A 23,676-nucleotide genomic window follows, 5' to 3' on the forward strand; every position below is an offset into this window, starting at 1 on the left:
TCCCCGTCAGAACGAGAGCTCGCTCTCGCCCTCGAAACGCCCTGCCGGTCCGAATCGGCGCTCGATGATCAAGCCCTTGCCGTGATGATCGATCGCCACGATGGTGCTGGCGCGCGTGCCATACGGTTCGCCACGGATGAAGGCGGACGACAGCCAGCGCTCGCGCTCCAGACCCACGCCCGTGTCGGGCAGCAGTTCATCCGGCGCGGGGCGTTCATCGGCCAAGGCGTTGAACAGCGGTGCGAAGTCCACTTCGTGACCCGCCGCCAGCCACGCTTGCAATCGCTGCATCAAGATGCGCGTCTTCGGCCATGGCGTGTTGAAGTCCGCATTGGACAGACCATGCACGCCCGGCTCGATCGGCTGCGCCTTGGCGGATGGGCGATTGCCGATGTAGAAGCCATGTCCGGCGTCGAACGTGAGCAGATTGAAAGGACGATAGCTGGGTGCCAGCGCCAACAACTTGCTCGCGTGTCGTGTCGCGTCATCCGCGCCAGCCAGATAGTCCGTGGCCAGCAGGCCGCGCGAGGTGCCGTGCTGCGGATCGTTGGGATCGCGTACGTTGGTAACGACACAGCATCGCCCTGCCGCCGTTACGCCCAGCCAGGTGCCCCCCGCTTCCAGATCGCGGCCACCGATGATGGGAAGATCGTCCCAGCGTGACAGCGGCGCGCTGGCCCGCGCGTGAAATTCATCGCGGTTGCCGGCCAGCAGCAGGCGCCAGCGGGGATGGGTTTGCCAGGCGAAGGCGATCAGGCACATGCGGAAAGGTTACCTGATCGGCACCCCGCTCGCTGTGCGCGCCTCATCGCAAGGCTGCACGCTTGCGCACCGCATCGGCCCATCGTGCGGCCACGCGTGGCGAGGTCATGCACACGGTTTCATCCGTCACGGTGGTCACCGCACGCTCCAGCAATTGGATGTCTGCCTCATGCTGGCGCGCCACATGTGGATCTTCGAAGAAAATCGCGCGCTGGCAGCGCCGCTCCAGCACGAGGTCGGCAATCTGCGCGTCGCCGCCCATCGGGCCGCTCTGGTAGCGCTCCACCCAGTTCTCGCCCTGCGGCCAGCCGCGGCTCCACGCCAACTCGTTCAACTGCTGCCCGGTCGTGCCGGTGGCCACGCGCCGCGCAAAACGCGCCAGCACGTCGAAGTGGTCGGCGGCGTAGGCCATCATCTGCGGCTTCATCGCGTCGTGCGCGATCAGGGCGAGGGTTTGCTGTTCCAGCGCGTGCAAGCCATCCGCACCGGCATCGGGCGCCAACCCGGCCTGGATGCGCTCCATTTCGATCCAGTCGCGCGCCGATGCCACGGTGGACACGAATGGCTTCTGGTGAATCACACACTGGCGCTTCAGCGCCACAGCTTCCGGGAAGATCGACGAAGGGTCGACCGGATCGATGAGGTAGATCGCGCCATCCAGTGTGCGCTCCGGCACGTGCATGCCCACGACTTCGGCCACCAGTTTCATCAGGCCGCCTTCGCGGCCATAGGGATAACGCGACAGGCCGGGGTAATCGGCGAGATAGCCGCTGCGTTCGATGGCCGCATGCGTGCGCCCTACTGCATGCAGCTGAAGATTCAACTCACGAATGCCCCGCTCACATGCGCGCAGCCAGCGAAACAGTGCTGCGTCGTCGTGATCGTGATGTAGCGCGTTGGCGGCAAGGCCCATCCGCATAGTGGTTTTCCCCTGTTTGGCAAATTCAGTCAAAATCAAGTGACACATTCAGTGCGCGCCAGCCTCCCAGCCAGCCCCGCTGCAGCCTACCCTATACACACGCGTTCCGGCTCCAGCGCCCACGGCAACGCACTGATCGAACGGCTCATTGAGCCATGCGCGCAAAGAAAAGGCGTGCCGGTTGCCCGGCACGCCTCGCCTACGGCTGGCTATTTTTGCTGTGCGGCTTACAACCTCCACTTCACCCCTACTTCCCAGAAGCGGCCGACGATACCGGCATACCCCCAGGTCGGGTTATACATGTTCGCCGCATAGTTCAATGGATCGAGCGGCGGCTTGCGATCCGTCACGTTGTCCACCGAGGCCGTGAATGTGAGGTGGTCGTTCAACTTGTAGCTACCCACCAGGTTGGCGTAGGTGAACGAAGACATCGTGCAGTTCGAAGCCAGCGGGCTGCCATCGGCGGCCAACGCATCAGCGCAGAACGGCGTGCCCGTGACATCTTCCGCCGATTCATATTCTTTGCTGGTGTAATAGATCGTAGCCGTCACGCTCAACGGACCATACTCGATGGTGTTTGCCCAGTTGCCGCGAGTGCGTGGCGTACCGGCACCCGAGGACAAGCCGTAAGGTCCTTGCGTTCCGACATAACTCTGCACTTGCCCACCGACGTCTTCCTTCCATTGGAATATCTGCGTACCCTGCAGCTCGCTGATGTACGTAATGCCATTGCCGAACGTAAAGTGCGCCTGCAAATCCAGGTCCAGGCCCGTGGTCTTCAGCCAATCGCCGTTGATGTAATCTGCGCCGATGAACACAGGGCGCAAGGGGGCGTTGGGAAACAACGGATCTGGCGCATCGAACACCATAGTGTAACCGGGCAGAACCGTGCCATTCGCGAAGTAGTTAGCCAACGCAGGCCCGGGGTTTGCCGGAATGATGACGTTGCTTTTGCGGATGTTGTAGTAGTCCAGCGAAGCGTTCAGCCAGCTGGTTGGCTGCACCACTACACCGAAGGTGAAGCTTTGCGACTTCTCTGGCTTCAGGTTGGGATTACCAGTGCTACCTTGCTCAAGTGCATAGGGGTTGCTCACATACGCGTCATTGCCGTGCGCGGCAAGGAAGGATGCAGGCGCCCCCAAACCAGCGACCGAATTGTTGGTAAAGCCTGCACTGAAGCTGCCAGCGCTTTCACCGAATTGCGGAGCGCGAAAGCCCTTGGAGTAAGTAGCACGCAACGCCACCCAGTCAAACGGTTTCCACTTCAGGCCGATCTTTGGCGAAAAGTTGTTGCCGACATGCGGATAGTGATCGAAGCGACCGGAGGCATCAGCCTCCAGGCTGTCAAGCAAGGGCGCATCGAATTCGGCATAGACACCGCTGATGTTGCGTGAGCCGGTGATAAACGTGTCGCCCAGGCCCTGGTAAATGCCACCTGGATTAAGCGGCTGCTCCAACTGCGCCTCATGACGTAACTGAACGCCGGTGGCCAAGCCCGTAGGACCGCCCGGCAGGTCGAACAGCTGGCGATTGACTGAGAAGTCAAACACGTCCATGTCCGCGTGGTCCGTCGTGCTGTACGGTGGTGAAACCGCATTGCGAACAGCTGTGCTGTTCGATGACGGATTGACGAAGCTGTATGTTCCGTTCGCAATCGCATTGAGCAGACCTTGGTAACTCAGGAAGCCCGTTTGCGTATAGTCCAGCGATTGATGATTGCCAACCAGCGACGCTTCATAGTTCCAGTCGCCCCAGGCACCTTGCAGATCGAGCACGGCACGCAGGTTATGGTCATCGGTAATCGTCTGCTGCGGGATGTCACCAAAGGCATAGTTGATGTACGCGTATTGGCCCGGAAACGGATTGGATGGGTTTCCCGGTGGCAGCTCAATGGTGTTGGTGTTATTGGGTACGCCCGATTGGATCTGGTTCACAAAGCCATTGATGATGGTCTTGTTCTCGACGTAGCTCAACGAGGCGTAAGCCTTGGTGGTATCGCTGAACTTATACGTGAAACGACCGTAGACGCCATCCCTGTTCGAGTATTGCTGGGCGAAGCCGTACTGGTTTTGTTGATCCTGGGCGCAGTATGTGCCTTGGGCAAACGTTACAAGCTGCGTGCCACCTGTGCAGGGACCCAATGGCTGTGTCGGGCCAGTGGCGGTCCCACCGGCTGTCGGTCCAGCCGGCGTCACCGAGCCGATCGTGGAGCCCTGGTTGTTGCCGGGATTGCCCCAACGCAAATCGTTACCGCCTATGCCTGTGTAGTTTGCGCTGTTGAACGGATAGCTGCGATCGCGCAAAGGGATCGGCAAATTCTGCTCCCATTCCGCACTGACGTAAGCATTGTAGTGATCCGTATTCAGATCACCGAAGCCGCCCGCCACCGTGGCGCGTTTATGGAAACCGCCGCCGTGCTGTGAATCGCCGATTTCGGCACTGGCGTCCACGCCTTGGTAGCTTGGTTTGAGGATGATGTTGACCACGCCCGCGATCGCGTCGGAGCCATAGATCGACGATGCGCCATCCTTCAGTACTTCAATGCGCTCGACGGCGGCAAGCGGAATGGTGTTGAGATCAACGAATGAACGAATGCCATCGTCCACCAGTGGATAGCTTGCCGAACGCTTGCCATCGATCAGCACCAGCGTGGAGTTGACGGTCAGGCCGCGCAGCGCGACGCCCGAAGCACCTGCCGCGAAACCGGCATAGAACGAGTTCGGGATGCTGCCACTGTTATCCGCGGAGACGGCGCGCACCACATCAGAAACATTGGTGAAACCCGAACGCGCGATGTCCTGCGCGGTGATCACCGTCACCGGCGATGGTGTTTCAGTATCGACGCGTGGCAAGGCAGAACCGGTGACGGTAATCGTCTGCAGTTGCTTGGGATTGCCGGATGGCGCCTGTTGTTGCTGCGATTGCGTAGTGGATTGCTGGTCTTGCGGGGCAGTGCTTTGTGCGAAAACCGTTCCCGAAGCAGGCGCTAGTAGTAAACCTGCGAGCGAAAGCGCAAGTGGATGACGTTTCATTTGGAACCTCTCCAAGGTCTAACCGTTAGTGGTGTAACCGCTTGTGAGTTGTCCAATCGATCCGCTGGATGACAAATTACTAGGGAATCCCTCCAGACCCCGAGCGTGGTCTATCACACCCTGGCCGTAGTGGACAAGTCTTTAACATTGGCAATTATTTGCGACCCCGGCGATATAGCAACGGGCGATAAGTACCGTGATGGAGGCGTTGACTGCTTCAGGCTGAATTTAAAACGATTTCACATTTGAGGAATAATGCGCATTATTTTGCGACGTCACTTAACGTTGAAACGAAATGGCGCGTTACAACGGCAGTCTAATTTTTCAACCTTGCAAAAATAACGGCGCGTCGAATTCGACGCGCCGTTATCAAAAACAAACTTTGATGTGATGGCGATGCATGACGCCTGCGCGCCACGCATCACTACTTATCAAGGCTTAGAACTTTACCTTCACGCCAACATTCCAGAAGCGACCGACAACACCGGCCTGGCTATAGGTCGGGTTGTAGTTGTTCCCGGCATAGTTGGCGGGGTCGAACGGTGCCTTCCGATCGAACGCGTTCATCAGCGATGCGGTCACTGCAAGGTGATCGTTGATGTCGTAGCTGCCAGTGAGGTCGAAGTCGTAGAACGAACCGACGTGGCAGTTGGACGGCATGAAGGCAGTACCCGCGGCGTTGTAGAACAGGCAGGAGCCCGGACCCACGCCGACGTCTTCGGCGATTTCCTGATAGCCACTGGTGTAGTACAGCGTACCGGTAACGGTCAGCGGACCATACATGACTGTGTTGGACCACGAACCCTTGGTGCGCGGCGTACCTGCGCCGGACGACAGGTTGTACGGACCCTGCGTACCGACGTAGCTCTGCACGATGCCGCCCGGCAGGATCATCTTCCACTGGAAGATCTGCGTGCCCTGCAGCTCACTGATGTACTTCACGGCGCCGAAGTTCCAATGCCCCTGGATATCCAGGTCCAACCCAGTGGTCTTGAGCGAGTTGGCATTGATGTATTCGCCAGTGAGCACGGCAGGACGGGCCAGCGCACCCGGATGCTGCGGGTCGGCCAGATCCGGCGTGATCGTTACGCCCGGCACAGTGCCGCCATTGGCCCAGTACTCAGCGAGCGCACTGCCGTAGTCGGGTGCGGTAATGACGTTGCTCTTGCGGATGTTGTAGTAATCCAACGACGCATTCAGCCAGCTGGTCGGCTGCAGGACTACGCCGAAGGTAAAGCTGTTCGCCTTCTCCGGCTTGATGTTGCGGTTCGCCAGCGTGTACTCGGAAATCGCGTACGGCGAGGAACTGTAAGCGTTGCCGCCATGCAGCGCCTGGAAGCTGGCCGGCGGCGTGACGTTGACGAAGCCCTGCGCGGAGCTGGAGCCGTTTTCGGCGAAGCTCGGTGCGCGAAAACCCTTGGAGTACGTGCCGCGGACCGCAACCCAGTCCAGCGGCTTCCACTTCAGGCCGATCTTCGGCGAGAAGTTGTTGCCCACGTCGGAGTAGTGGTCGAAGCGGCCCGAAACGTCGGCTTCCAGCGATTCGAGCAACGGCAGGTCCAATTCGCCGTATGCACCGGCCACGTCGCGGCTGCCTTTCGTGGTGGCGTTACCCAGACCCTGGAACTCGAAGCCCGGGTTCAGCGTCGGATCGTCCTGTGCCTCATGGCGAACCTGTGCGCCCAGCGCCAGGCCCATCGGGCCACCCGGCAGGTCCCACAATTCGCGGTTGGCGTTGAAGTCGAGCGAATCCAGGTCGGAGGTGGACGTCTTGGCATAACCAGGCGCCAACGAAGCACGCACCGCCGCCGAATTCGACGACGGATTAGCGAAATTGTAGCTGCCGTTGTTGATCGCCGTGATCAGCGCGTTGTAGTTGATGAAACCGAATTGGGTCGTATCGAGCGAGGTGTGGTTGATGGTCGCGGTGGTGTTGTAGTTCCAGTCACCCATGGTGCCCTGGACGCCGCCCACCAATCGCATGTTGTGATTGGTGTAGTTGGTGCCTTCCGGAATATCACCAAACGCGTAATTGATCAGCGCGGGCGCACTGAACGGGTTGGACGGATTGCCGACCGGCAGCGTGATGTTGTTGGTGTTGACCGGCGTGCTGTTCTGGATCTGCGCGGGCGTATTTACGGCCCAGCTCTTGGACTGCATGTAGCTGGCCGACAGGTAGGCCTTGGTGGTGTCGTTGATCTTCACCGTGAAACGGCCGTAGATGCCGCCCTGCTCCATCTGCGGTGCGACCTGGGTGTACTGATTGACCAGATCCTGATAGCAATAGCTGCCCGCGCTATTGGTCACCAACTGGGTGTTGGGCGTGCAGCCGCGCAGTGGCTGCAGCAGGCCGGTGGCCGGGTTGGTGATCGAACCGACCGTGGAGCCGAAGCCATTGCCCGGCACGTACGGATTCGGGCCGCCGATCGAGCTGAGGTTGTTGGTGTTGTACGGGAAGTCGCGATCACGGCTCCAGATCGGGTTGTCCCGCTCGTACTGCACGCTGAAGTAAGCGTTGTAGTGATCCTTGTCCAGATCACCGGCACCCGCCAGGAAGGTGGCCTTCTTGGTGAAGCCGCCGCCGTGCTGCGAGTTGCCGACGTCCGCCGTGCCCTCGACGCCCTGGAAGCTGGGGCGCAGGATGATGTTGACCACGCCCGCGATCGCATCAGCGCCGTACAGGGACGATGCGCCGTCCTTCAGCACTTCGATGCGCTCGACTGCAGCGAGCGGGATGGTATTGAGGTCCACGAAGGAACGCTGGCCGTCATCGGACAGGGCATAGCTGGCAGCGCGCTGGCCGTCAATCAGCACCAAGGTGGAGTTCACGGTAAGACCGCGCAGCGCCACGCCGGAAGAGCCGGCCGCAAAGCCGTTGGTGAAAGCGTTCGGGATCGAACCGGAGTTGTCCGCGGAAATCGAGCGCACCACATCGGAAATGGTGGTGTATCCGCTACGGGCAATCTGTTGCGCCGTGATCACGGTCACCGGCGAAGGGGTCTCAGTGTCAATACGCGGAATTGCAGAACCGGTTACGGTGATGGTCTGCAGCTGCTTGGTGTTCTGCGACTGGTCCTGGCCGGTGGTAGCGGCGGGAGTGCTTTGCGCGAAAGCGGTGCCGGCGATCGGGGCAAACAGCAGGCCCGCCAACGAAAGCGCAAGCTTATTACGAGTCATGTTTCATACCCTCCAAGGTACAGCGGATTGTGATTCGCCCAACTAGGTAGGGAAGGGGGAAGTTGGGCGTGTGGGGACACGAGGCCGAAGTCTTTCACAGACGCAAGCGGTCATACAAGTCCTTAACATCACGCAATGTTTTGCGATGACAGCCGTAAAGTGAAATCTGAGGTCGCGCTGCTAATGCCGCGGCGCACAAGAAAAATGCACAAAAGTCCGAATCTATCGGTGTTAGCGATATGTTTAGGCATCCGTACGGCTGCGCCGATCGGCCCGATCTTGTCTTAACGTCTGACAGCGATTTGAATGACGAAGAAGCGACGACCTACGCTGGCCAGGCATCAACGAAAGAAAAAGCGCGCCGATCGCTCGACGCGCCCTTTACTTCGTACTGGCTAACGGCATCGCAAGAAGCGATACCGAAAGATCAGCGACTCAGTCGGTGAACGATGGCCTGCGACAACTGCAACACAGCCGTCTTTCTTGATTCGTGTGCTTTAACCTACGGCCCGTGCGTTTACCGCCGCATTCGCCAACATGCCGGCGATGCTTCTGCCGGCTTCACGGCCGTCATACACCGCACGCACAACCAAATCCGCGCCGCGCACATTGTCGCCACCGGCAAAGATTTTTGGATGGCTGGTCTGATGCGGCAGCTGGCCATTCGCACCAGTGACTACCTTGCCGGAACGCGCCAGTTCAACACCATGTGACGCCAACCAGTTCGGCGGACTCGGCAGAAAGCCGAAGGACTGGATCACGACGTCAGCCACGATGTCCGCTTCCGTGCCGGGCACGTTCTGCGGCGCTGGACGTCCGTCACCGGAATCGACCAACTGCGTTTCCACCACGCGCACGCCGCGCACCTGGCCGTGGCCGTTGTCGAGAATGGCGATCGGCTGGCGTTGGAACAGGAAAGTGACGCCTTCTTCGCGGCTGTAATTCACCTCGCGCGCGGAGCCGGGCATGCTGGCCTCGTCGCGCCGATACACGCAGGTGACGGATGCGGCACCGAGGCGGATCGCCGTGCGATTGCAGTCCATGCCGGTATCGCCGCCGCCCAGCACCACCACGTGCTTGCCGTGGAAGTCGAAGGTGGAAGCCGGTTCGTCACGCAGCAGGCGCTCGGTGTTGGCGATCAGGAACGGCAATGCGTCGTGCACGCCGAGCAGTTCGCGTCCGGGCAGTTGGCCATCCACGAAGGTGTAGGCGCCGGTGCCGACGAAGATCGCGTCGTAGGTTTCCAGCAAGGCGCCGAATTCCACATCGCGGCCGACCTCCTTGCCGAGCAGGAAGCGCACGCCCATGCCTTCGAGCACCTCGCGGCGCGTGCGCACCACGCCCTTGTCCAGCTTGAACGGCGGAATGCCGAAGGTGAGCAGGCCACCGATTTCGTGCTGGCTATCGTAGACGTCCACGGCTATGCCTTCGCGGCGCAGGCGATCGGCGCACGCCAAGCCGGCAGGGCCGGCGCCGATCACCGCCACGCGGTGGCCAGTTTCGCGCACCTTGGAAAGATCCGGGCGCCAGCCCTGGCGCAAGGCTTCGTCGGTGACCCAGCGTTCGATGCTGCCGATGGTCACTGCGCCGAACTCGGTCTGCTCCAGCGTGCACGCACCTTCGCACAGGCGATCCTGCGGGCACACGCGGCCACAGATTTCCGGCAGCGGATTGGTTTCGTGCATCAGCGTGGCCGCTTCCATGATGCGGCCCTGCTGCACGAGTTTCAGCCAGTTAGGAATGTAGTTGTGAACAGGGCAGGCGTGTTCGCAATATGGATTGCCGCAATCGATGCAGCGCTCCGCCTGCGTGGCGGCCTGCGGCGACGCGAAGTCGCCACCGATTTCACCGTAGCCGAGCACGCGCACCGCCACTGGGACGGTGCGCGGCGGCTGTCGGGGCACGTCGAGGAATTGGAAAAGCTTGGCGCTCATGCGGCCCTCCTGAGTTCTTCGGCCAGCACGGCGAGGCTCGCGGCTTTGGGTTTCACCAGCCAGAATTTGTATTGCAGGCCGCGAAAGTCGCGCAGAATCTGCCGACCCCATTCGCTGCCGGTCAATTCGACATGGCGGGTAACCAATTTCCGCAGGTGCTGCATGTAGTTTTCCATCCCCTCGGGTGAGATACGCAGAATGTCGACCAGCTCGTGGTTGTAGCAGTCGACGAAATCGCGCTCGAGATCGAGCACATAGGCAAAGCCGCCGGTCATGCCGGCGCCGAAGTTGAGGCCGACCTTGCCGAGCACGGCGACCACGCCGCCGGTCATGTATTCGCAGCAGTGATCGCCGGCACCTTCCACCACCGCGATCGCGCCGGAATTGCGCACGGCGAAACGCTCGCCCGCGCGGCCGGCGGCATACAGCTCGCCGTCGGTGGCGCCGTACAGGCAGGTGTTGCCGATGATCGATGCATCCTGGCTGGCATACGGTGCGTCCGCCGGCGGACGCACCACGATGCGACCACCCGCCATGCCCTTGCCGACGCCGTCGTTGGCTTCGCCCACCAACTCGATATGCACGCCGCCGGCGTTCCAGGCGCCCAGGCTTTGCCCGGCGGCGCCTTCCAGCTTCAGTTCGATCGGGCTGGCATCCATGCCGTGATCGCCGTGACGGCGCGCGACGTCGCCGGACAGGCGCGCACCGATCGCGCGATCAGTATTGGCGATGCGGTAAGCGAAGGAACCGCCGGTCTTGTTCGCCACGGCGGCGGCGGTGTCTTTCGCAATGCGCGATGCAAGTTCGGCTTCATCGCGCATGGGGTTGCGCGGCAGCGTGCAGGCGAAGTCGCTACGCGCGCTCAAACCTGCGCCATCGATCAGCGGCGTGAGATCCAGCCGGTGCTGTACCGGCGTGACGCCTTCCAATTGTTCCAGCAGATCGGTGCGGCCGACGATCTCGCCCAGCGAACGCACACCCAGTTGCGCCAGATGCGCACGTACATCCTGCGCGACAAACGTGAAGTAGTTCATCACCATTTCGGGCAGGCCGATGAAGTGGTCCTTGCGCAGCACCGGATGCTGCGTGGCCACGCCGGTGGCGCAGTTGTTCAAGTGGCAGATGCGCAGGTACTTGCAGCCCAGCGCCACCATCGGGCCGGTGCCGAAGCCGAAGCTTTCCGCGCCAAGCAACGCCGCTTTCACCACATCCAGGCCGGTCTTCAAGCCACCGTCCGTCTGCAGGCGCACGCGACCGCGCAGGTCGTTGCGGCGCAGCGTCTGCTGCGTTTCGGCCAGGCCCAGTTCCCACGGCGTGCCGGCGTATTTGATGGAGGTGAGCGGGCTGGCGCCGGTGCCGCCATCGTGGCCGCTGACGGTGATCAGGTCCGCGCCGGCCTTCACCACGCCGGCGGCCACGGTGCCGACGCCGGCGTGCGAAACCAGCTTCACCGAGATCAGCGCCTGCGGATTCACTTCCTTCAAGTCGTGAATCAATTCGGCCAGGTCTTCGATGGAATAGATGTCGTGATGCGGCGGCGGCGAAATCAGGCCGATGCCCGGCTTCGCATAACGCAGGCGCGCAATGGTGGCGTCCACCTTGTGGCCGGGCAGCTGGCCGCCTTCGCCGGGCTTGGCGCCCTGCGCGATCTTGATCTGCAGCACTTCGGCGTTGACCAGATAGGCCGGCGTGACGCCAAAGCGGCCAGACGCCACCTGCTTGATCTTGGAGGCTTTCTCGGTGCCGTAACGCGCCGGATCTTCGCCGCCTTCGCCGGAATTGCTGCGTGCGCCGAGGCGATTCATGGCAATCGCCAAAGCCTCGTGCGCTTCCGGCGACAGCGCGCCCAGCGACATGCCGGCGGAGTCGAAGCGCTTGAGGATCGCGTCGACCGGTTCCACTTCTTCCAACGGAATCGGCGTGGCGGCCTTCAGGCCAAGCAGATCGCGCAACGCCGAGGGCGGGCGGTGATCGACGTGATCGGCATACACGCGATAGTCGCGCGCGCTGCCGCTGCGCACCGCCTTCTGCAGGCTGGCGATCACGTCGGGGTTGTACATGTGGTATTCGCCGCCGTGCACGTATTTGTACAGGCCGCCGGCGCGCAGGGATTGCGCCTGGTTCCATGCTTCGGCCGCCAGCAGGCGCTGCTCGTGTTCCAGGTCGGCGAAGCTGGCGCCGCCGATGCGCGAGGGCGTGCCGGGGAAGCACAGTTCCACCACTTCGGGCGCCAGCCCCACGATCTCGAACAGCTGCGCGCCGCGATAACCGGCGATGGTGGAGATGCCCATCTTCGACAGGATCTTCAACAAGCCCTTGCGGATGCCACGGCGATAACTGCGGCCGATTTCGGCGCGGTCGCCTTCGATATGCCCTTCGCGGCCCAGCTCGAACAGGCTTTGGTATGCCAGCCACGGGTAGATCGCGGTGGCGCCGTAGCCGATCAGGCAGGCGAACTGATGCGGGTCGCGCGGCGTAGCGGTTTCCACCACGATGTTGCAATGGCAGCGCAAGCCTTCATCGATCAGGTACGCGTGCACGGCGCCGGTGGCCAGCAAGGAATGGATCGGCAGCCGATCGCGGCTGGGATAGCGATCGCTGAGGAACACCAGCGCACAGCCATCGCGCACGGCTTGCGCCACTTCACGGCACAGACGGCGCAGCGCGGCTTCCAATCCTTCTTCCGGCGCATACATCAGGTCGAAGCGCGGCGCATTCGCGTACTGCGGCATCGCCACCAGCTGGCGCAGCTTGCGCTGCGAAAGAATCGGCGAATTGATCAGGATCTGGGCGGCGTTCTCCGGCTTCAGGTCGAACACGTTGCCTTCCGGCCCGATCTGGGTCACCAGCGACATCACCAGCTTTTCGCGCAAGGGATCGATCGGCGGGTTGGTGACCTGCGCAAATGCCTGGCGGAAGCGGTCGAACAAAGGACGCACCTGGCGCGACATCGCGGCCATCGGCGTGTCGTCACCCATGGAGCCGGTGGCTTCGGCTTCTAGTTCCGCGATCACTTTCAGGACCGTTTCGCGTTCTTCGCGCGAGAGTCCGTACAGCTTCTGGTAGCAGCGCAGTTCATCCGCGGGCAGCGGTTCGGCCGCCAACGACGGATCGATAAGATCGGATTCAAGATAGCTCACGCCGGCACGCAACCAGTCACGGTACGGCGCGCGCTTGCGGTTGATCTCGTCGATGTCGGCGTCGCGCAGCAGGCGATGGGCCTGGAAATCGACCGCGATCATTTCACCCGGTGCAAGGCGGCCCTTCGCCATGACGCGCGAACTGGGCACGTCCCACAGGCCGGCTTCGGAAGCGACGATCAGGTGGTTGTCGTCGGACAGCGCCCAGCGTGCCGGACGCAAGCCGTTGCGGTCGAGCGTGCATACCGCGTAGCGGTCATCGCACATCACCAGGCCCGCAGGACCATCCCATGGCTCGCTGTGCAAGGCGTAATACTCATAGAACGCGGCTAGGTCTTCGTCGATGCCTTCGCGCGCCGCGAAAGCCGGCGGTACCAGCACGCGCATGGCGGCAAGCATGTCCAGGCCGCCGGCCAGCAGCAGTTCCAATGCGTTATCCAGGCTTTCCGAATCCGAACCGCTCTGACGCACGAACGGACCGATGTCGCTCAAATCCACCAGTGGCGAGCGCCACACTTGCGCGCGCGTCTGCATCCAACGGCGATTGGCGCGGATGGTGTTGATCTCGCCGTTGTGCGCGAGCAGCCGGAACGGCTGCGCCAAGCGCCATTGCGGCGTGGTATTGGTGGAAAAGCGCTGATGGAACACCACGGCATCCGCGACCAAGGCAGGATGGCGCAGATCGTCGAATACATCGCGCAGGCGCCCCGGTGCCGCCATCGCCTTGTAGCCGATCACCTGGGCGGAAAGCGATACCACGTAGAACTGCGGGTCATCCGCCAGCGCGTGCTCGGCACGGCGTCGCGCACGGAACAGCGCACGCTCGAACGTGGCGTCATCCATGTCGTCCGCGGCGTTGATGAAAATCTGCCGCACCAGCGGCTTGGCGGCAGCGGCGATCGGACCGCAGGCTTGTGCGTTCACCGCCACGTCGCGCCAGCCGGCGACATGCAGGCGCTCCTCCGCCACGTAGCGCTGCAGTGTCTTGGCCGCTTCGCTGTCGGCCGATTCGAGGAACACCAGGCCGGCGGCAAAGCGCTCGCCCAACGGGATGCCTGCCTGCACCGCCAGCGCGCGCAGCCACGAATGGGGGTGATGGATCAGCACACCGCATCCATCACCGGTGACGCCGTCGGCGTTCACGCCACCGCGGTGGGAAAGTTTGGCCAGTGCCGCAAACGCCGTATCGACCACCCATTTACTCGCGCGGCCGTCGATCTGGGCAACCAGACCAAAGCCACAGCTATCGTGTTCAAAACAGGGGTCGTACAACCGCGGCAACACTGACATGAGCTTGATTTCCTCCCGGTTTGTTAGAGCCTGCTTACGATTCCTGGGTGGTCCGCGTTGCGTCTGAGCGCGGATTGCGCAGGAATGGCAGGCAGGCTCTTTGGGCGCAAAAAGCCTGCCGCCCGAAGGACGGCAAGCGGCACGCGAATAAGGCTTGCAAGCCGACTTTAAGCACAACTTGTGCGTCGCGTCAAAGCCGGCTAGACGTCCAAATGAAAAACCGTCGTCCGTTGTATGCGTGCACGCTAACAGACCAGTGCGGTCGAGATGTCCGAAAAGGCGCGACCGGGAGCCATTTGTGGCGCCTCGCGGAGATAGGCCAGCTCAGACATAATTCACGGCATGCCAACCTCCTCCCATGCTTTGCGCCCCCTGGCGTTCATCCTGCTTACCACGGCAACGACCCTTTCCATTGGCTTTCCCGCTGCCGTCAGTGCCGCCCAAGACAGCAAGGCCGAGGCCCAACAGGCCCAGGCCAAGCAGCAGCTGACCGACCTGCGCGCGAAGATGCAAGCGCTGGCCAAGGAGCAGGCCGATACCGCCGCCAAGCGCGACAGCGTGAATGCCGAACTGGCCAAGCAATCCGATGCGGTGGCCAACGCCGCCAAATCGGTGCGCGATACCGATGCACAGATCGCCGCCAAGCAGCAGCAGCTCGATCAGTTGCAAACGCAACGATCGGCGCTCGACCAGAGCCTGGGCAACCAGCGCGCGGCGATTGCGGATCTGCTGCGCGCCACCTACGCCATCGGCCACGGTTCGGACCTGCGGCTGCTGCTGGGCGACGAGGACATTGCACGCATCGCCCGCTCGCTCGCCTACTCGAAGTACTTCCAGCAGGATCGCCTGCAAAAGGTGCAGCAGCTGATGACCGAACTGGCCAAGCTGCAAGACCTGCAGAACCAGATCGCCGCCGAGCAACAGGCGCTGCAAGCCACGCGCGCACAACGGCAGCAGCAGGCCGAGGCCCTGCAGCAGCAACGCAGGCAACAGCAGCAGCTCGCTAGCCAGATCGACGCGCAATACAAGAACCAGGCGCAAAAACTTGTCGCACTGAGGCAGAACGAGCAGTCGCTGAACGACCTGCTCGCCAAGCTGCAGAAGGCGATCGACGAGGCGGCGCGCGAAGCGGAGCGCAAGGCGCGCGCCAACCCCACCGTGCCGAGCGGCGGTGCCGGCAAGGCGCTGGCCAACATCCGCGGCAACCTGCCCTGGCCTGCGCCCGGCCCGGTGCATACGTTCGGCAATGGCGTACTGATCGCGGCACCGCGCGGTGCCGACGTGCGTGCGGTGGCGCGCGGGCGGGTGGTGTATGCACACTTTCTGCGCGGCTACGGCCAGCTGATTATCTTGAGCCACGGCAACGGCTGGCTGAGCATGTACGGCAACAACGAAACGCTGCTGCACGGCGTGGGCGACGATGTCGAGGCCGGCCAGGCGGTCGGCACGGCCTCGCTCAGCACCGGCGACACCACCGGGGTGTATTTCGAGCTGCGGCAAAATGGCAAACCGGTCGATCCGAAGACTTGGCTGAGCCGGCAGCGCTAAACGTATGCGTCATTGCACCCGATGGAATCAGGTAAGCCGTGTAGCCACTAGACCTAGCTGTGGGTTTCCCGTCAAGACTACGACGGCATATTGGACCGTATCAGGATTATGAAGAGCGTTGTCAAAAGTAAATGGAGGCATATCCGTTCTCTCATACGTACCCATCCTGCCTAAATTGGGACTTACATACCAATTGTCGATATCCCTGATATTATCGGTATGATTAATCTCATGAATCATTTTGCCCACAAGCAGCCCGCGGGGACGGTTAGTCAATTGAAATTCAGAAAATATGACGCGTGGCCCGGACGTATAGGCATCGGGACTGTCGTCGCTTCCGTCCATTAAGTAGGGCGTGGTATAGAGATTCCTTCCGCCACTAGCGTCGCTATTTCTAAGCTCCTGCCATGTTCTTTGAAGCTTTTCCAGCAACCGCGCTTTACCTTGAGGGGTATCGATAGATGACCCGAACAGCTTTTTCAAGTTGCTCAACATCCGACTGCCAAGCTGATTATTTTTTAGCACATGATAGGCTTCCGCAACTTTATCGGCGGCGTCGCGAACGATTCCACGCATGTAATTCCACAAGCTGCCGCCTTGACGATCAATCCCCCAATCACCTTGAGTACGCTCAGATATTTCTGGGCCATCGGCACGGCCTGTAGATGAGTTCACTAACCGCCACGAGCGCTCTTTCGGATTGAAGTTGCCCACCTGAACAGCACGATCATGGGCAAATGTATAAAATCGTGTCTCGCCGTTCGTCTTGACCGTATAAATTCCATGTTCATCTGGTCGAATATTTTCGAATAACGAAGGGGAAACCACGTAAGGCCCGAGTTCAGCCGATAACCGCTGCACATGTGGCTCCCATTGCACGGGTGGCGCCTGTCGTTCCACTCGTACTCCGGCGGAAGATGTGAGCCTTTCGCTGTTCGGTGGCGCTTGATGTGACTCGTCCACGGTTGAATCTAGCCGTTGCGGCAGAGACGTGAAATGAGTATCCACTGCTTGCATAGCAACCTCCTCGCTGGGTGGGCGGAAGTAGCATAGTCACCGGATTGAAGGGAATCAGGTGATACATTGATAATTCCTTCGGTCATCGCCACTCATTGGCTGCGAACTTCCATCATGGCCGATGCGGCTCTGTACAAGGCGTTCCCGACCCTTGTCCCATAACACCTTTGCGACCAGGATCGGCGTATTCTTGACACCCGCAGAATTTCGATTGCGCTTAGCGATCCTTGGCGTATCGTCACATCCTATGCTCTGGAGTTTGCCCCATGCGTTTCCCCCGCCCTTGCCTGCTCGCCCTGTTGCTGGCGACGCCCCTGCTGCACGCGCAGGCGGCGTCCGCCATGGCGCCGGCCGAAAGCGCGGCCGGGCCGGCGAAGGCGGCGAGCAGTGCCGCGCCGGCAGACCAGGTGGATCTGGACGACGTGCGTAATTTCGCGCACGTCTACCAGATCATCCGCCAGGCCTATGTCGAGAAAGTCGACAACAAGACCCTGATGAACGACGCCATCAAGGGCATGCTTGCCGGCCTCGACCCGCACAGTGCCTACCTCGATAAAGAGGGCCTGCAGGAACTCAACGAGGACACTACCGGGCAATACGGCGGTCTTGGCATCGAAGTGATGCAGGACAACGGCCTGTTGAAGATTGTGTCGCCGATCGACGATACACCCGCTTCACGCGCCGGCATCAAGCCGGGCGACGTGATTACGGCGGTGAATGGCAAGGTCGTCACGCCGGACAACATCGACAGCATGTTCGACGACTTGCGCGGCGACCCGGGCACCAAGATCACGCTGGGCATCCTGCATGAAAAAGCCGAGCAGCCGGTCACCATGACGCTCACCCGCGAGCGCATCTCGATGACCAGTGTGAAAGTGCGCGAGCTGGAACCTGGCTATGCGTATATCCGCATCAGCCAGTTCCAGGACGACACGGCCGGCGATCTGGAAAAGAAACTCGGTGGCCTGCTCCAGAAGAACGGCACGCAAAAAGGTGCGGTGCTCGACTTGCGCTCCAATCCCGGCGGCCTGCTGACCTCGGCCGTCGCGGTGAGCGATGACTTTCTCGACTCCGGCATCATCGTCACCACGCGCGGCCGCTTGCCGGACTCCAACCTGACCTTCAGCGCGCATCCCGGCGACCTGTTGAATGGCGCGCCGATGGTGGTGCTGACCGACAACGGCACGGCCTCCGCCGCGGAAATCGTGTCGGGTGCGCTCAAGGACAACCATCGCGCCCTGATCGTCGGCCGCCGCACGTTCGGCAAGGGCGTGGTGCAGACAGTGCTGCCGCTCGACGCCGACCACGCAGTCAAACTGACCACCGCGCGCTACTACACACCCAACGGTACGTCGATCCAGGCCGAAGGCATCAAGCCGGACATCGCGCTGGCCGACCTGGCAGTGACCAAGGTGGACGATTCGCAGGTTCCGATCAGCTCCGAGGCCGACCTGCCGCATCACCTGGCGAACGAAGTCGCCGGCAATGGCGGCATCAACAACGACGGCAGCGCGGAGAACGCGAAACTGGCCACCAGCGATTACGCGCTGTCGCAGGCGTTGAACATTCTCAAGGGGCTGGCGCTACGCAAGGACGCCGGCCAGCCCGTCGCACACTGAACCGCGAGCCGGTCAGAAGTTGAAGGGCTTTTCCAGGGTTAGGTAGACACCGCGCTGCGGCCCGTACTGCGGCGCGCCCACGCCCACGCCGGTACCGCTGCGCAGCTCATACGTGCGATCCAGCGTTGATCAACGCAAGCTGGGTATGCAACTTGCCGATGCTGCCGAAGTTGAAGTCGTGCGACACGTTGAAGTTGAGCGGGAAGTAATACGGCAGCGACAGCCCATCGGGCACCAGGCCATCCTCGCGCAGACCGCTGCCGAACAGGTAATCGGCACCCACCTTGGTGTCGTCGTTGAAGGCATAGCTGATACCGCCCGACGAGGTCAGCTTCTGGTCGTGGTCCAGATGGATCCAGTGATCGGCAATGTAGGCCAGCTCGTCCTCACCGAAGTTGTACTGGCTGGTGATGACGTCCTTGCCCATGGCGCGACGGAAGGCGGTGTTGAAGTACGCCGAGATCGGACCTTGGTTGTACGTGACCGAGAATTCGGTGCCACGCACGCGGCCGTATTTGTAGTTGAAGGTGGAGTACACCAGCGCGCTGCCGAATTGCCTTTCGTCCTGCAGGCGATCCACGTTGCTGCCGCTGTCATCGATCGCGGCCGGCTGCTGTGCCGCAGGCGCTGGCGAACTGGCGGCTGCAGGACCGCCGGCGCCCGGCAAGCTCGGCGCTGCTGCGGCACAACCGGCGCTGGCATACAACGCAATACTGAGGCCAAGGGCAAGCAGAGATAAGTTTCATGAAGGAGCAATTCGAGGACAGGTAAAGGAGGAATCGCATGAAATGTTATAACATTTTCAATATACCTGATGACCGTCCCACAAGTCATGCCCAGGCGTGCATGGCGCGCCTTCTGTAACCCGGTGGCGCGGCTTGGCGCGTTAAGCGACGCAACGCGCGCTGGGCGAAGGGCTGCCGCGTCGGATACCGATCATCACTGCGGGCATTGGCGACGACCCTTGCGTTGCCGAAGAGCAAGTTCGCTACGACAGAACCAGAAGGATGCCACTGCGGGCGTGGCGCAGGCCATGCAGGCAACGCGTAGAACAACACGCCGCACAACTGGCGTCGGCACAGAAACGCCCTACAATGCCGCTATCCCCGAATATCCGGAATTCTCAATGACGTACTGCGTTGGCATCCAGGTCGAGGAAGGCCTGGTCTTCGCCTCTGACACGCGAACCAGCGCATCGTTCGACGACGTGCGCGTGCATACCAAGATGCACGTTTTCGATTTTCCCGGCGAGCGCAGCTTCGTGCTGCTTTCGGCCGGCAATCTCGGCACGACGCAAGCCGTGCTCTCGCGCCTGCAACGTGACCTTAGCGACAACGCGCATACCCATCTGCGCACGCCCAAGCACTTGTTCGAAGTGGCCGAATACGTGGGCCAGGCGCTGGTTGCCGCACAGGCGCAGGTTTCCGGAAGCGCGCAGCAAAACGGCGTGAGCGTGGAATCCACCCTGATTCTGGGCGGCCAGATTGCCGGCGAAGCGGCGGGCCTGTTCATGATCTACCCGCTCGGCAACTGTATTGCGGCCTCGCCGGAAACGCCTTATCTGCAGATCGGCGAATCCAAGTACGGCAAGCCGATTCTCGACCGCATCATCCGGCATGACACCACGCTGGAGGACGCCTCGCGCTGCGCACTGGTGTCGCTGGACTCCACCATCCGCTCCAATGTGTCGGTCGGCCTGCCGATCGACCTGGCATTGCTGCGCGACAACGCCTTGAAAATCGGCGAACGTATCCGCCTCGACGCCGACACGCCGCTATATATGGACATTCGCGACAACTGGTCGCGCAAGCTCGAAGCCGCGGTACGCAGCCTGCCGCGCTTCCCGTGGGAAAATACCGATAGTCCACCTGCCGACGCACCCGCCCAGGCGCAACGCCGAGTCATTCCTCACGACGACGTGGTGGCAAGCCAGGCAGCCCAGCAGCAGCAGTAACATCGTTCCCGGCGATCAGCCCGGGAAATAGGACTGGTGGATCGCGGCATCCAAAGCAGCCAGTTCCACTTGCAGCCGATCCATGAATTCGCACGGCCCGATGACGACCAGACGCGCCGGATCGGCATCGAATACCAACCCCAGCCCGCGGCGGAATGCCTGTTGCACCAGCCGCTGTGGCGGCATCTGCTGCAGCATGCCCTGGATCCGCGTCAGGCAGAACAATACGCTGCGCGGAAATTCCCGATCCTTGAGCAGAAACTGCAGCGCCAGCTCCGCGCCGACGCGCTGGCGCAGGTGCCGCCGATACATCTGATAGGCAGCCAGCGATTGCAGCACACTCATCCACTGCATCGCGCGAAACGCTTCCGCGTCGTCCTCCGAACGCGCCTGGATAAGGCCGGCCGCAGCGGCATCGATGATGCGTGACGTCATGTCCGCCTGCTCGAGAGCCGAGCCCAGGCGCATGAACTGGTAGCCGATATCGCGGCTGACATTGTTGGCCAAGAGCGCCGAGACGCGCAGGCAACAATCGATCACGCGCGCCAGGAAGTCCTGCCGGTACCGGCGATGGCCGGCACGCTCGGCGCTCGTTTCGATGTGCAGGTACAGATCGTTGACCGCGATCCAGCAGTCCTGCGGCATGGTTTCGCGCACGGTGCGCAGAATTTCCCGCGCATGGCGCACCACTCCGCGCAGGGCCAGCGGATTCTCCGGCTCCACCAGCAGGAAACGGATCACCTCCGCCTCGCTGGGCGCGTCGCCGCTGCCGTGCAAGCGCTCGAATTCGGCGCTGGCGCCCAGCGTATCGACCAGCGGCCGCCATGCGATGTGCGCCGTGCGGGGCAGATCCAATTGCAGTTGGCTGCTTACGTCGATCAGCCGGGCCATGTTCTCGGCGCGGCGGATATAACGGCTGAACCAATAGAGATTGTTGGCGACACGCGAGAGCATCAGGCGGTTTCCTCCAGATCGACCACCCAGGTGTCCTTGGCGCCGCCGCCCTGCGAGGAGTTGACCACCAGCGAATTCTTTTTCATCGCCACGCGCGTGAGGCCGCCCGTCGTCACGTAGACATCCTCGCGTGAAAGGATGAACGGACGCAGGTCCAGGTGGCGCGGCTCCGGCCCCTTGTCCCCCAGGATCGGCGCGGTGGAAAGCGACAGCGTGGGCTGCGCCATGTAGTTGCGCGGGTCGGCCTCGATCAGCCGCCGGAACTGGTCCCGCTGGCGCTTGGTGGAACGCGGCCCCACCAACATGCCATAGCCGCCCGATTCGTTGGCCGGTTTCACCACCAGCTTGTCCAGATGGTCGAGTACGTAAGCCCGCTCTTTCGCGTCATGGCACAGGTAGCTCGGCACGTTGGGCAGGATCGGTTCTTCGCCCAGGTAGTACTTGATCATCTTCGGCACGTAGGTGAACACGACTTTGTCGTCGGCCACACCGGCACCCGGCGCATTGGCCAGCGCCACCTTGCCGGCGCGCCAGCTGCGGATCAGGCCGCGCACGCCAAGCACCGAATCGGGATGGAAGACTTCCGGATCAAGAAAACTGTCGTCCACACGGCGATAGACCACATCCACCCGCTTGGGTCCGTACACCGTGCGCATGTAGCAGATATCGTCGTCGCCGACGAAAAGATCGCCGCCTTCAACCAGCTCGATGCCCATGCTCTGCGCCAGGAAGCAATGCTCGAAGTAGGCGCTGTTGTAGATGCCGGGCGTGAGCAGCGCGATCACCGGCGTGTCGCCGGGACGCGGGCTGAGCGCGGCTAGCGTGTCGTAGAGCTGGGCCGGATAGTCATCCACCGGGCGGATGGCACTGGTCTCGAACAGCTCAGGAAACACCTTTTTCGCGACCATGCGATTTTCGATCATGTAGGACACGCCGCTCGGGATGCGCAGGTTGTCCTCTAGCGCATACAGCGTACCGTCGCCGTCGCGCACCAGATCCGAGCCGCAGATGTGCGCCCACACGCCAAGCGGCGGCTTCACGCCCACGCACTGCTCGCGAAAGTTCACCGAATCCTTGAGCAAGGCGCGCGGAAATACCTTGGCCTTGACGATCTTCTGTTCGCCGTAGATATCGCCGATGAACAGATTCAACGCCTGCATGCGCTGGCGCAGGCCGGCTGCCGTGCGCTCCCATTCGCGTCGCTCGATGACCCGTGGAATCAGATCGAACGGCAGCGTGCGATCAACATTGCGACCTTCGCTGTAGACCGTGAAGGTGATGCCCATGACGCGGGCGGCTACATCGGCAGCCAGTTGCCGCTCGGCCAACTCGCGGCGGCTCAAGCCGGCCAGATAATCAATCAGCGGCCGCGCTGCCGGGCGAGCAGCGCCGTCGGCAGCGACAAGCTCGTCCCATGTTGACGATCGATACCCCGTCCAATCCACGCCCACCCCCGCGCCACATCAGACCCTGCGCAGCATGCTGTTTCGCACGCATCACCAGGGCGAGAGAACTTGTGCATTGCAACATGCATGGATTCCGCAGAGCCGTCAAGGCTTTTGCACAAGACCCCTGCGTGGCGCGCAAGCATGAGCGGCGCGGCCCATTCAAGTCCGGCAGGGTTCGTGGGTTCATGACACCCTCATCAGCGCTGCACAGGGGCGGACTATGATCGCCAGACCCCTTCATTCCCGCGGAGCGCGGCATGACCGAGCCCAACGAAACGCAAGCCACCCCTAATCTTCCTGCCGTGGTGACGCAGGACGAAGCCAGCGGCCGGGTGACGCGGGCGATCCTGGATTTCATCAGCCAGATCCCCGCCAGCAAGGTGCATAGCCAGCACGACGCGGAAGCCGAAGCGCGCCGCCTGGCCAACCGCGCCGCCCAACGCGCCGCACTGACGGCCGGTACGCTCGCCCTGCCGCCCGGTCCGCTTGGCTGGCTCACCATCCTGCCGGAGCTGATCTCGATCTGGAAAATCCAGGCGCAATTGGTCAGCGACATCGCCGCCGCCTACGGCAAGCACGCGGAACTCGGCCGCGAACAAATGCTGTGGTGCCTGTTCCGCCACACTTCCGCGCAGGCGTTTCGCGATCTGGTGGTGCGGCTGGGCGATCGCCTGATCTTCCGGCGCGTGTCCTACGGCGTGATCGAACGCATCGCCAAGCAGATCGGCGTGAAAGTGACGCAGCGCGCGCTGGGCGAAGGGCTCTCGCGCTGGATGCCGATCATCGGTGCGATCGGGGTGGGCGGTTATGCGTATTACGACACGCGGCAGGTGGCGGCGACGACGATTGCGATGCTGAAGAGCGAGATCGCTACGACGGATG

13 protein-coding genes and 1 pseudogene are annotated in these 23,676 nt (G+C 61.9%); 4 read left to right on the plus strand and 10 right to left on the minus strand.

The features are described 5' to 3' along the window. Positions 1-6 precede the first annotated feature (6 nt). The 6 genes from VMA74_RS15655 to gltB form a co-directional block, all read right to left on the minus strand. Positions 7-762, minus strand: coding sequence for an NRDE family protein (locus tag VMA74_RS15655; protein ID WP_325368600.1), 756 nt, complete (start codon positions 760-762; stop codon positions 7-9). Positions 763-805: 43 nt separating this feature from the next. Continuing rightward, on the minus strand, positions 806-1,681 hold the full coding sequence (locus VMA74_RS15660; protein ID WP_325368602.1) for a methylglyoxal synthase: 876 nt from the start codon (positions 1,679-1,681) through the stop codon (positions 806-808). Between the two features lie 227 nt (positions 1,682-1,908). Further along, the gene (locus VMA74_RS15665) at positions 1,909-4,713 is read right to left on the minus strand and encodes a TonB-dependent receptor (protein ID WP_325368604.1); all 2,805 of its coding nucleotides are present in this window, start codon (positions 4,711-4,713) and stop codon (positions 1,909-1,911) included. A gap of 438 nt (positions 4,714-5,151) precedes the next feature. Next, positions 5,152-7,890, minus strand: a complete 2,739-nt coding sequence (locus tag VMA74_RS15670) for a TonB-dependent receptor (RefSeq protein WP_325368605.1) — start codon at positions 7,888-7,890, stop codon at positions 5,152-5,154. A gap of 497 nt (positions 7,891-8,387) precedes the next feature. After that, positions 8,388-9,824: an FAD-dependent oxidoreductase gene (locus VMA74_RS15675; protein WP_325368607.1), complete on the minus strand. Its 1,437-nt coding sequence runs from the start codon at positions 9,822-9,824 to the stop codon at positions 8,388-8,390. Further along, the gene (gene gltB / locus VMA74_RS15680; protein ID WP_325368609.1) at positions 9,821-14,254 is read right to left on the minus strand and encodes a glutamate synthase large subunit; all 4,434 of its coding nucleotides are present in this window, start codon (positions 14,252-14,254) and stop codon (positions 9,821-9,823) included. The genes VMA74_RS15675 and gltB overlap by 4 nt, the downstream gene beginning before the upstream one ends. Positions 14,255-14,596: 342 nt before the next feature. Here gltB and VMA74_RS15685 point away from each other — a divergent pair, with 342 nt between their 5' ends. Further along, entirely contained in the window at positions 14,597-15,802 is a 1,206-nt protein-coding gene (locus VMA74_RS15685) for a murein hydrolase activator EnvC family protein (protein ID WP_325368611.1), read from the plus strand. 27 nt (positions 15,803-15,829) lie between these two features. Here the strand turns inward: VMA74_RS15685 and VMA74_RS15690 are convergent, their stop codons facing one another. Then, positions 15,830-16,819, minus strand: coding sequence for a hypothetical protein (locus VMA74_RS15690; RefSeq protein ID WP_325368613.1), 990 nt, complete (start codon positions 16,817-16,819; stop codon positions 15,830-15,832). A 266-nt stretch (positions 16,820-17,085) separates the two neighbouring features. Here VMA74_RS15690 and VMA74_RS15695 point away from each other — a divergent pair, with 266 nt between their 5' ends. Beyond that, positions 17,086-18,438 (plus strand): S41 family peptidase, encoded by a 1,353-nt coding sequence (locus tag VMA74_RS15695; RefSeq protein WP_325368615.1) that lies wholly within the window; start codon positions 17,086-17,088, stop codon positions 18,436-18,438. Positions 18,439-18,450: 12 nt separating this feature from the next. Here VMA74_RS15695 and VMA74_RS15700 read toward each other — a convergent pair. After that, positions 18,451-19,018: pseudogene (locus VMA74_RS15700) on the minus strand (TonB-dependent receptor); the annotation flags it as partial. Positions 19,019-19,564: 546 nt separating this feature from the next. Between VMA74_RS15700 and VMA74_RS15705 the strand changes: the two are divergent. Next, complete coding sequence (locus VMA74_RS15705; protein ID WP_325368617.1) at positions 19,565-20,392, plus strand: 20S proteasome subunit A/B; 828 nt, start codon at positions 19,565-19,567, stop codon at positions 20,390-20,392. Positions 20,393-20,407: 15 nt separating this feature from the next. On the opposite strand, the gene VMA74_RS15710 is transcribed toward VMA74_RS15705, so the two are convergent. Both VMA74_RS15710 and VMA74_RS15715 read right to left on the minus strand, forming a co-directional pair. Then, entirely contained in the window at positions 20,408-21,346 is a 939-nt protein-coding gene (locus tag VMA74_RS15710; protein ID WP_325368619.1) for an alpha-E domain-containing protein, read from the minus strand. After that, entirely contained in the window at positions 21,346-22,791 is a 1,446-nt protein-coding gene (locus VMA74_RS15715; RefSeq protein WP_325368621.1) for a circularly permuted type 2 ATP-grasp protein, read from the minus strand. Before VMA74_RS15715 ends, VMA74_RS15710 begins: the two co-directional genes overlap by 1 nt. A gap of 260 nt (positions 22,792-23,051) precedes the next feature. On the opposite strand from VMA74_RS15715, the gene VMA74_RS15720 reads away from it, so the two are divergent. Beyond that, positions 23,052-23,676, plus strand: a 625-nt coding sequence (locus VMA74_RS15720) for a hypothetical protein (RefSeq protein ID WP_325368623.1), incomplete at its 3' end; no start/stop codon positions are given.

The sequence above is a fragment of the Dyella sp. genome, assembly GCF_035508675.1.
Lineage (GTDB): Bacteria > Pseudomonadota > Gammaproteobacteria > Xanthomonadales > Rhodanobacteraceae > Dyella_B.